We start from the raw sequence: 10,606 nt of genomic DNA on the forward strand, positions 1-10,606 counted from the left end.
GGCGACATGGAAGCCGCCGTCGACTGGCTGCGCGCCAAGGGCCTCGCCAAGGCCGCCAAGAAGTCGACGCGCGTCGCCGCGGAGGGCCTTGTGGCCGTCGCGGTCGCCGGCACCACGGGTGCCGTGGTCGAGGTGAACTCCGAGACCGACTTCGTCGCCCGCAACGAGAAGTTCCAGGCCATGGTCGCCGAGATCTCGAAGCTGGCGTTGAAGGCCAATGGCGACAGCGAGAAGCTGAAGACCATGCCCTATCCGGGCACGTCTCATGCGGTCGCCGAGTTCGTGGCCGAGATGGTCGCGTCCATCGGCGAGAACATGACGGTGCGCCGCACCGCCTCGCTCTCGGTGAACGATGGCGTCATCGGCTCCTACGTCCACAATCAGATCGCTCCGGGCGCTGGCAAGATCGGCGTTCTGGTCTCGCTCGAATCGACCGGCAAGAAGGATGAACTCGCCGCGTTCGGCCGCATGCTCGCCATGCACGTCGCCGCGACCAATCCCGTTGCCTTGACGCTAGACGCCGTTCCCGCCGATGTGCTGGCGCGCGAGTCTGCAATCCTCGAAGAGAAGAACGCCGGCAAGCCTGCCAACGTGCTGGAGAAGATCGTGGCCTCGGGCCTCAAGACCTTCGCCAAGGAAAACTGCCTCCTCGAGCAGGCCTATGTGCATGACGGTTCAAAGACCGTGGCGCAGGCGATTGCCGAACTCGCCAAGGCCGCAGGCGCCGACGTGAAGCTCACCGGCTTCGTCCGCATGCAGTTGGGCGAAGGCATCGAGAAGAAGGAAGACGACTTCGCCGCCGAAGTGGCGAAGATGTCCGGCGGCCAGTAAGCGGTTTACGATTGGAAGTATCACCGAAGGGCCCCGGAAACGGGGCCCTTTTGCGTGCGCTACAGGATGAAATCGGTGCTGGAGAGGGCGTGGATGCCATTCAGGCAGATGGCGAAGTCGGCCGCCGCATCGCCATCCGCATCCAATGCGACAACCGTGCGCGTGCCTGAGATGTTGTAGGAAATCCGAATCTCGCCCGCGACACCGCTGAACGGATCGCCCAGAACATCCTGAACGAACAAGACGGTGCCTTTCTGTCCCAGGACGGCAAGATCGATGAGATCCGTGCCACTTTCGAAATCCGTGATCACGTCGCTGCGCAGCGTACCGGGGCGCGACTCGGTCAGCAGGCCATACGTGAACGCGTCGGCGCCGTTGCCGCCAATCAACCGGTCCTTCCCTCCGCCGCCCTCGATCACATCGCCGCCGCCGCCGCCATCGATGCGGTCCTCTCCGAGCCCTCCCGAGATTTCGTCGCCTGCCATTCCGCCACGCAAGACATCATTCCCCTTTAAACCGAGCAGAAGGCTCGCACTGTCAGGTCCAAGAACGACATCGTCAAAATCCCCGCAGGTCACGGCATACTCGGGCAGAGCCGTTTGCCCCGTCAGCACGAGTCGGTTGCCGGCAACATTGCCCAGACCCAGCGAAGCAATCGCGTAGGTCTTGCCCGTCATGTCGAGCAAGCCTCCGTCTGTAAAATAGGCTACCGCAGCGGAAATCGACTGAAAGCTCGCAACCTGTCCTATGTTGAGACCGACAAAACCGGTAAAATCCAGCTGCTCTATGCCGGTGAACACGGCACGCGTCAGGTCGCCGAAATACTTTAAGGAGAGAACCTCGCATGCGACAGTGTCATAACCATTGCCGCCATCGTAGATTTCAATCCCCTTCGCTGTGACAGGTTCAATGGCGACCGTGATGAGATCGTTACCCGCACCGCCATGATATTCGTCCCAGCCATCAAGTCCTTCGAGGATGTCGTTGCCATCGAAGCCGCGGAGAACATCATCCTCCGGTGTCCCGATCAGCGTGTCGTCGCCCGATGTACCAACGACTAGAGCCATGATGACATCCTCAAGGTTTGGCATATAAGCATGCATATGCAAGACGGCGGCTGCATTGATCTCTGTCAATGGCGGCGCAGTCACGGGCAAGAAGTGAGTCAACTTGGGCGCGGCCGTGCCGCTGATGCTCGCCGCCGCTCTAGTGATTTTGACTGCAATCCCCGAATTTTGTTGAAACGGGCTGAAGCCACGTCGGCCTCTGACCGGCAATTCACCGGTTGCCGCCATCCTCCACACTTCTGGGGGTGGGGGCTTCCCAGCCAACTCACATAAGACGAATCAAGTGCCACCTTCTATTGTACTTCCAACGTCCACCACGCCGGTCTCCAATGTCATGCCAAAGCCTGCCTACAAGCGCATCCTCCTGAAGATCTCGGGCGAAGTCCTCATGGGCCAGCAAGGCTATGGGATCGACCTCGAAACCGTCGGGCGCCTCGCGGACGAAATTCTGACTTGCGCCGCGACCGGCACCCAGATCGCCCTCGTCATCGGCGGCGGCAACATCTTCCGGGGGCTTGCGGGCGCGGCGAAGGGCATGGACCGAGTGTCGGCCGACCACATGGGCATCATGGCAACCGTCATGAACGCGCTCGCCATGCAGGGCGTGCTGACGCGCAAGGGCATGGATGCCCGCGTTCTCTCCGCCATCGCCATGCCAACCGTCTGCGAGACCTATTCGCGCGCCAAGGGCATCCACCACCTGGAGCAGGGCAGGGTCATCATCTGCGCGGCCGGCACCGGGCTTCCCTTCTTCACCACCGACACGGGTGCCGCGCTGAGGGCGGCCGAACTCGGCTGCGATGCGCTGTTCAAGGGCACCAGCGTCGATGGCGTCTATTCGGCCGACCCCAAGAAGGACCCTTCGGCCATCCGCTACGACCGCATTACCTTTGGGGAGATCCTGGCGAAGGACCTCCGCATCATGGACCCCGCTGCCATTGCCCTTGCGCGGGATAACGGGATTCCGGTAGTTGTGTTCTCCATCAGGAAGCCCGGCGCCGTGCTCGACGTGATCAGCGGCGGCGGGCTGTTTACGACAGTCACCAAGGATTGATCTCATGGCACAGCCCCAACCTTTCGACGCAGCCGACCTCAAGCGGCGCATGCACGGCGCCGTCGAGGCGTTGCGGCATGATTTCGGCGGCCTTCGCACCGGCCGCGCTTCCGCCAGCCTTCTGGAGCCGATCCATGTGGATGCCTATGGCGCCAACATGCCGCTGGCCCAGGTGGCTTCGGTTTCGGTGCCAGAGCCGCGCCTGCTGCAGATCAGCGTCTGGGACCGCGGCCTCGTGGTCGCCGTCGAAAAGGCCATCCGTGCCTCGAACCTCGGCCTCAACCCGCAGACCGAGGGGCAGGTCATCCGCCTGCGCATGCCGGACCTCACCCAGGACCGCCGCAAGGAACTGGTAAAGGTTGCCCAGCAATATGCGGAAAAGGCCCGCGTGGCCGCCCGCAATGTCCGCCGCGACGGCATGGACCAGTTGAAGCAGCTCGAGAAGGCCCACCTCATGAGCGAGGACGATCACAAGAAGAAGGCGGACGACGTCCAGAAGATGACCGACGACACGATCAAAGACATCGAACAGGTTCTGAAGACCAAGGAACAAGAAATCATGCAGGTCTGAGGGCGATCACCTGTCATCATGACGGATCTAGGCTCCAGAAACGGCGTGCCCAGACACGTTGCCATCATCATGGATGGCAATGGACGCTGGGCAACGCGGCGGGGCAAGCCGCGCTCTTTCGGACATCGCCAGGGTGTCGAAGCCCTTCGCCGCACTGTCCGCGCGGCAGCCGACATGGGGATCGATGTCCTCACGCTGTATTCCTTCAGCTCCGAGAACTGGTCGCGGCCGCAGTCCGAGGTGCGTTTCCTTCTCGAACTGCTGCGCCGCTTCATTCGCACCGACGTGGCCGAACTCCACAAGTCGAATGTCCGCATCATGATCATCGGCGGCCGCGACGGGCTTGAGCCGGCGCTCCGCACCATGTTCGAGGAGGCGGAAACGCTCACCCGCGAGAACACCGCGTTGAAGCTGGTGATCGCCTTCAACTACGGTAGCCGGCAGGAGATCACCCGTGCCGTTCAGATCATTGCCCGCAAGGTGGCCGAGGGCAAGATCGATCCCGCCGACATCACGCCCGCCGTAATTGGCAACCACCTCGACACCGGCGGCCTGCCGGACCCTGACCTGCTGATCCGCACCGGCGGCGAGCAGCGGCTGTCGAACTATCTGCTGTGGCAATGCGCCTATACCGAATTCGTGTTCCTGCCCGAGTACTGGCCGGAGTTCGACGCCAGCCTCCTCAGCCGGGCCATCGAGGAGTTCCAGTCGCGCGACCGCCGCTTCGGCGGCGTCAAGGCGCAGACGGCCTGATGGCCGAAACCCCTCCGTCGGTCTCCGCCAAATGGGGTGATCTCGGCGTGCGGGCCCTGTCCGCTGCCGTGCTCATTCCGGCTGTCCTGGCGGATGTCTGGGCCGGCGGCATCTGGTTTCATCTCTTCGTGGCCCTGATCGGCATCCTGATGGCGCAGGAGTGGGTCGCCATCGTTCACCGGGGGAACCCCGTGCAGTTCGCGCTTCATTCGGCTGGCGCCATGTGCGGCGCTCTGCTTCCGCTGGATGTTGGTTTGGGCGGGGGCCTCATCGCCATTGCGCTGCTGTCCATCCTGTCGATCGCGCTGGCGGCTTATGAAGAGACGGGCGGACCGGCGTGGCGCTATCTCGGCGTTCCCTATGTCTCGATTCCGCTCATCGCCCTGGTGCTGCTCCGCGAAGATCCGGACTACGGGATTGCCGCCATTGTCCTCATCATGCTGATGGTGTGGGCAGCCGACACGCTGGCCTATTTCGCCGGCCGCATAATCGGCGGACCGAAGCTGGCGCCCCGCATAAGCCCGAAGAAGACCTGGGCGGGTCTGGGTGGTGCCATGGCGGGGAGCGCGCTTGGCGCACTGGCCGTCGGCCTGTGGCTCGGGCTTCCGGCGCTTGTGGTCCTCGTCATGATCGCCGCGGCCATGGCCATTGTGGAACAGGCGGGCGATCTCTTCAAATCCGCCATGAAGCGTCATTATGGCGTCAAGGACTCCGGCCGCCTCATTCCGGGACATGGCGGCGTCATCGACAGGGTTGATGGATTGGTGGCGGTTGCAACCGCAGCGGCTCTGATCGGCGTACTGAAGTCCGGCGTAGAGCACTCGGGGGCCGGCATCTTGCTCTGGTAACCTTGTTTTGCCGAAATCTTGCCGCAAAACTCCCGTCGTGTAGTTAATAAAGGGTAAAGCTGCTGTGCCAGGTGGCACAATGCTTGCGAAGTAGGCAGCAGCCGGAATGGTTACGGGCTTGATGGGAAGTGACGAATGGATTTCTTGAATATGCTGCATCTCCCGATCAGCACCGGAATTCTCTATGCAATTCCGTTCCTGATCGCGCTGATGATCATCGTCTTCATTCACGAACTCGGTCACTTCATGGTGGCGCGCTGGTGTGGGGTGAGCGTCGAGGCCTTCTCCATCGGCTTCGGCAAGGAGATTGCGGGCTGGGTCGACCGGCACGGAACCCGCTGGAAACTCTCGTGGATCCCGCTCGGCGGCTATGTGAAGTTCAAGGGCGACGCCAATGCCGCGAGCATGCCCGAAGCGGGTGCCGTGGCGCAGGCAAAGGGCGATCCGGGCAATTTTCATGGCAAGCCCATCTGGCAGCGGGCCGCCGTGGTCGCCGCAGGCCCCATTGCGAACTTCATTCTGGCCATCGCCATATTCTCCGCCGCCTTCATGCTTGTCGGCTCGCCCGTCACCGAACCCCGCGTCGATGAGGTTCTGCCGGGCAGCGCGGCTGAACAGGCAGGGATCCAGAAGGGTGATCTGGTCATCTCAATCCAGGGCAGCGAGATCAGGAACTTCTCCGACCTTCAGCAGGCGGTCATCACGCGCGCCGGCGAGGAACTGGCGATGGTCATCGAGCGCAACGGTCAGCGCATCGACCTCGTCATCGTGCCCCAGCTGAAGGAAGAGCCCGACGGTTTCGGCGGCAAGATGCGGATCGGCCTCCTGGGCGTGCGCCACAATCCTGAAGGCGGCATCCGTTACGAGCGCATGGGGCTCATGAGCGCAGTCGAGGCCGGAACCGAACGTACCTGGTTCATCGTCGAGACCACTTTCCGCTATCTCGGAAAACTGGTGACAGGCCGCGAGAGCGCCGACCAGCTCGGTGGACCCATCGCAATGGCCAAAGCCGCGGGCGATGCGGCATCCGTCGGCATCTACCAGTTCATCAGTGTCATCGCATTTTTGTCGGTCAGTATAGGTCTCATTAACCTTTTCCCAATCCCTATGCTCGATGGTGGACACTTGGTTTACTACGCGATCGAAGCTGTGCGCGGAAAGCCGCTCGGCGAGAATGCGCAGGAGTGGGGTTTCCGCATCGGCTTTTCGTTGGTGATCATGCTGATGGTGGTCGGGACATGGAACGACCTGGTGAGGGTGGCAACGGTGTGGTTCGGAGGCTGAGAAGCCACCGGCAACTTTCGTTTGCAAACGCGAACAGGGGAGTTAAAACGGCGATCGTCGGCAGGGAATCTCAAGGGGCGGCTCGGAACGGAAGAATGGCCATTTGATGCGTTATAAGTTTGTAATCGTTGGGTTTCTGGCCTTCGTTCTGAGTGCCTTGCTGCCTGTTGCGGTGCCGTCCGTTGCTGTCTCTCCGGCCTATGCGCAGGTCGTGTCCTCGATTGTGGTCGAGGGAAACCAGCGCGTCGAAGCCGATACCGTCCTTTCCTACATGCAGATCTCGCCTGGCGAATCGATGGATGCCGACAAGATGGACGCGTCCGTGAAGGCGCTGTTCCAGACCGGCTTGTTCGCTGACGTGCAGATCAGCCGCCGTGGCAATGTGATTGTCGTGCGGGTCGAAGAGAACCCGATGGTCAATCAGGTCAACTTCGAAGGCAACAGCGAGGTCAAGGACGCCGATCTCGTAAAGGAAGTGGAACTGCGCGAGCGCATGATGTTCACGCGCGCCCGTGTGCTGAGCGACGTCAATCGCGTCATCGCCGTCTATCGCCGCGCTGGCTTCTACTCCGTTAAGGTTTCGCCGAAGATCATCCGCCTCCCGCAGAACCGCGTCGATCTCGTTTTCGAGATCCAGGAAGGCGAAGAGACCAAGGTCAAGCGCATCGAGTTCGAGGGCAACCAGGCCTTTGACGATGGAGATCTCCGTTCCGTCATCGGCACGCAGGAGCATACCTGGTGGAACTTCTTCGCGCGCAATGACAACTACGATCCGGACCGGCTCGAATACGACAAGGAACTGCTGCGCCGCTACTATCTGAAAAACGGCTTCGCTGACATCGCTGTCATTTCTGCCGATCCGGTGCTCTCCGCCGATGCCACTGGTTTTACGATCACCTTCACGGTTGAAGAAGGGCCGCGCTATACCATTGCCGACGTCGCTGTCAATGTGGGCGATGCACAGCTCGATTCAGGCGACCTGATTGATGGCGTGAAGACCGGTGTGGGCCAGGATTACGATGCCAGCGCCGTCGACAAGAGCGTCGAGAACCTCACGTTGGAAGCCGCGCGGCAGGGTTTTGTCTTCGCCAAGGTCAACCCGAATATCCAGCGCAACGAGGGGCAGAACACCCTCAACATCACCTATGATATCGTCGAGGGTCCGCGAACCTACATTGAACGCATCGATATCATCGGCAATTTCCGCACCGAGGATGAGGTCATCCGCCGCGAACTGCAACTGTTCGAAGGCGATGCCTTCAACCGTGTGGTGGTGGACCGCGCACGCCGCCGCCTGACCGCTCTCGACTACTTCGAAAAGATCGACTTCCGCGAAGAGCAGGGCTCTGCTGCCGACAAGATTGTTCTCGTCGTGGAGGTACAGGAGAAATCCACGGGCACCATCAACTTCTCCATCGGCTTCTCGACGACGGAATATGTGGTGGGTTCGGTCGCGCTGCAGGAACGCAACTTCCTCGGCAAGGGCTATGACGTCAAGGTCGACACTTCGCTCAGCTTCAAGCGGCAGAACGTCGACTTCAGTTTCACCAATCCCTATTTCATGGGATTGCCGCTCGCCGCCGGTTTTGACGTGTTCGCCACGCTGACGGACAATCAGTCTGAATCATCCTATGACAGCCAGCAGATCGGCGGCGCTCTCCGCACCGGCTTCCGGCTTGACGAGTACAGCTCTGTCAACTTCAAGTACGGCTTCGCGTGGCGCGAGATCGACAACATCAACAAGAACGACGCCGCTCCCGCCATCATCCAGATGGAAGGCTCGTCGGTGAAGTCCTGGCTGAACAGCAGCTACACCTGGGACAATCTGGACAGCCCCATTCGGCCGACCAATGGTTTCCGCGGCCAGCTCGCGGGTGAAGTCGCAGGCCTCGGTGGCGATGTCTACTACGGCCTGCTGGAAGCGCATGCCTGGTCCTTCTTCCCGATCTACGAAGACTCCGTTGTCCTGAAGATCGAGGGTAACGCAGGCTTCATCCAGCCGCTCGGCGATGACGATGTTCCCGTTCAGGATCGCTTCTTCAAGGGTGCAGACTCGTTCCGCGGTTTCGCGGTGGCAGGCGTCGGGCCGCGTCAGCGCGGAAATGACGGCGACACCGACGCGATCGGTGCGCAGACCTATGCCATCGGAACCGTCGAGATGAATTTCCCTCTGGGCATTCCGGAGGAATGGGGCATCGAGGGTTCGATCTTCTCGGACTTCGGTACGGTTTTCGGTGCGCCCGACAAGACAGTCAAGAAGGGCACCGGTGACTGCAACTACGGCAACCCCCTCAAGAACTGCAAGGTGTTCGACACAGCAGACTTCCGCCTCACCGTTGGTGCGGGCATCATCTGGCAGTCGCCATTCGGCCCTCTGCGGTTTGAAGCAGCCTATCCGCTGATGCAGGCTGACTACGACCAGACCGAGTGGTTCCGCTTCTCGATCGGCACACGCTTCTAGCGCAACCGGCGGCAAGCGTTCGACAACGGCGCTGAACGGGACCGGGAGTCAGGCCAGAATGAAACCGGACGGCCCCATGGGCCGTCCGTCACTTTATGGGGAAACCGACAGGATGAGCGACGGCACGACAGCGAAGACCTTGAAGACGGCTGACATCGGGCGGATCATGAAGCTTCTGCCGCACCGCTATCCCTTTCTCCTCATCGATCGCATGTATGACATGGACGGCGAGGACAGCGGCGTGGCGATCAAGAACGTCACCATGAACGAGCCTTTCTTCCAGGGCCACTTTCCCGGAAAGCCGGTGATGCCGGGCGTGCTGCTTGTCGAAGCGATGGCGCAAACGGCGGGTGCTCTCGTTCTCGATCACCTGGGCGACGAGCATGCCGGCAAGCTGGTGTTCTTCATGTCGATCGACAAGGCCCGCTTCAGGAAGCCCGTCGTGCCGGGAGACACCGTGCACATCCATGTGAAGCTCTCCAACAAGCGTGCGCCTGTGTGGAAGTACTGGGCCGAGGCCCATGTCGACGGCAAGAAGGTTGCCGAGGCCGAAATCGGCGCGATGCTGATGAACGAGCGGGGCGCCTGATCCCGTTACGGATTCTGCCGGGTGAGCGTGCCCATGCCGGAGCCGTTGAGCGAATCCAGGGTGACGGCTGTCGCCAATCCATCAAGCGCGATCACGAACTGCGCGGCGGACGGCACATCTGCCATTTCGGGATCGGGATAATAGAGAAACAGATTACGGTCGAAATGAGTGAGTGCGAATTCGTGCTCGCCCTTCGGCCCGAGTTTCAAGGTGAGCTTGCCCCCGGTCTCGGCGATTTCGGCTGATCCGGCATAGTCATTTTCGTATGTTCCCGCGTAGGCGGCATTGGGAAGGGCTGGGCTCTTGTTGGCGGGAGCAGCCGCATAAAGCTTCTTCGCGGCAGCGATGGCCGGGCCGAAGAGCCCGTCATAGGCCGCGTTCCAGGGAGTGATCCTGTCCTTGCTGATCGTGCCTGTGAACACCAGTTCGGCAAAGCTGTCGGCAATCCCTTCGGGCACGCCGGTCGGGAAGGCATTGCTGAGGATGACGAGGCCAAATCCTGAGTCAGGGTGGATCGACACCAGCGTGCGGGCGCCGACGCTGAACGCACCCGCGTGGCCCCACGCCACGCCATGGCGGCCAAACTCCACGTTCCAGCCCAGACCATAAAACGCGGCGTTGCCTGTCACCGGATTTCGTCCCCGGTTCATCAGAGGCTCGTGCGTCTGGGAGATTGCATCCTCCGAGATCAGCTGCCGGCCGTTGTACTTGCCCCTGGCCAGTTCCAGGCGAAGCCATTGCGCAAGGTCACGGGCACTTGAACTCACGCCACCGGCAGGCGCCTGCACATCGGCGTTGCGCGTGAGCTTCGCTTCCCACTTTCCCGCAGGCCTGATGTGGAGTGCCGCCCGGTTGCTCCGGCCTACGAAGTCGGCATGGCGTGAACTCGTGGAGGCCATGCCGATCGGGCCGTAGAGCTTTTCTTGCGCTACCTCTTCCCATGGCTTGCCTGTGGGGGCTGCCGCCGCGACGGCCCCGGCGGTGATGCCCATGTTGCTGTAGGAGTAATACCAATCCGCATTGATCAGTACGCGTGAGCCCAGTCCCTGAGGCCGATGGACATGATGCGCCATGGTTGGGCGATGAGCTTGTTCCAAGCGAAACAGCAATGGTCGAGAATGTCTTCGTAGGACTTGAAGATCCTGTTG

Annotated in this window: 10 protein-coding genes and 1 pseudogene; 8 read left to right on the forward strand and 3 right to left on the reverse strand. The window is 61.3% G+C overall.

The genetic code is table 11. The features are described from left to right. Positions 1-831, forward strand: an 831-nt coding sequence (gene tsf, locus ACEW8Q_RS09190) for a translation elongation factor Ts (protein WP_373503755.1), incomplete at its 5' end; no start/stop codon positions are given. 59 nt (positions 832-890) lie between these two features. Here tsf and ACEW8Q_RS09195 read toward each other — a convergent pair. Then, positions 891-2,126 carry a M10 family metallopeptidase C-terminal domain-containing protein gene (locus ACEW8Q_RS09195; protein ID WP_373503756.1) on the reverse strand — a complete coding sequence of 412 codons (1,236 nt, stop codon included), beginning with the start codon at positions 2,124-2,126 and terminating at the stop codon, positions 891-893. A gap of 106 nt (positions 2,127-2,232) precedes the next feature. Here ACEW8Q_RS09195 and pyrH point away from each other — a divergent pair, with 106 nt between their 5' ends. The 7 genes from pyrH (at position 2,233) to fabZ (ending at position 9,458) form a co-directional block, all read left to right on the forward strand. After that, positions 2,233-2,952: a UMP kinase gene (pyrH, locus tag ACEW8Q_RS09200; protein WP_373503757.1), complete on the forward strand. Its 720-nt coding sequence runs from the start codon at positions 2,233-2,235 to the stop codon at positions 2,950-2,952. A 4-nt stretch (positions 2,953-2,956) separates the two neighbouring features. Continuing rightward, positions 2,957-3,523: a ribosome recycling factor gene (gene frr, locus ACEW8Q_RS09205; RefSeq protein WP_373503758.1), complete on the forward strand. Its 567-nt coding sequence runs from the start codon at positions 2,957-2,959 to the stop codon at positions 3,521-3,523. Positions 3,524-3,541: 18 nt separating this feature from the next. After that, positions 3,542-4,276, forward strand: coding sequence for an isoprenyl transferase (locus ACEW8Q_RS09210; protein WP_373503759.1), 735 nt, complete (start codon positions 3,542-3,544; stop codon positions 4,274-4,276). Next, entirely contained in the window at positions 4,276-5,124 is an 849-nt protein-coding gene (locus ACEW8Q_RS09215; protein WP_373503760.1) for a phosphatidate cytidylyltransferase, read from the forward strand. The genes ACEW8Q_RS09210 and ACEW8Q_RS09215 overlap by 1 nt, the downstream gene beginning before the upstream one ends. 135 nt (positions 5,125-5,259) lie before the next feature. Next, positions 5,260-6,408, forward strand: a complete 1,149-nt coding sequence (rseP, locus tag ACEW8Q_RS09220) for an RIP metalloprotease RseP (protein WP_373503761.1) — start codon at positions 5,260-5,262, stop codon at positions 6,406-6,408. Between the two features lie 106 nt (positions 6,409-6,514). Beyond that, on the forward strand, positions 6,515-8,869 hold the full coding sequence (gene bamA / locus ACEW8Q_RS09225; protein WP_373503762.1) for an outer membrane protein assembly factor BamA: 2,355 nt from the start codon (positions 6,515-6,517) through the stop codon (positions 8,867-8,869). Positions 8,870-8,981: 112 nt separating this feature from the next. Then, a complete protein-coding gene (gene fabZ / locus ACEW8Q_RS09230; RefSeq protein ID WP_373503764.1) occupies positions 8,982-9,458 on the forward strand; it encodes a 3-hydroxyacyl-ACP dehydratase FabZ in 477 nt (158 codons plus the stop codon). A gap of 5 nt (positions 9,459-9,463) precedes the next feature. Here fabZ and ACEW8Q_RS09235 read toward each other — a convergent pair whose 3' ends face one another. Then, positions 9,464-10,531 carry a serine hydrolase gene (locus ACEW8Q_RS09235; protein ID WP_373503763.1) on the reverse strand — a complete coding sequence of 356 codons (1,068 nt, stop codon included), beginning with the start codon at positions 10,529-10,531 and terminating at the stop codon, positions 9,464-9,466. Beyond that, positions 10,483-10,606, reverse strand: a pseudogene (locus tag ACEW8Q_RS09240) (IS630 family transposase); the annotation flags it as partial. The pseudogene ACEW8Q_RS09240 and the gene ACEW8Q_RS09235, both read right to left, overlap by 49 nt.

Origin of the sequence: Aestuariivirga sp. (assembly GCF_041738905.1) — a bacterium.
In the GTDB taxonomy this organism is placed as follows: Bacteria; Pseudomonadota; Alphaproteobacteria; order Rhizobiales; family Aestuariivirgaceae; genus Aestuariivirga.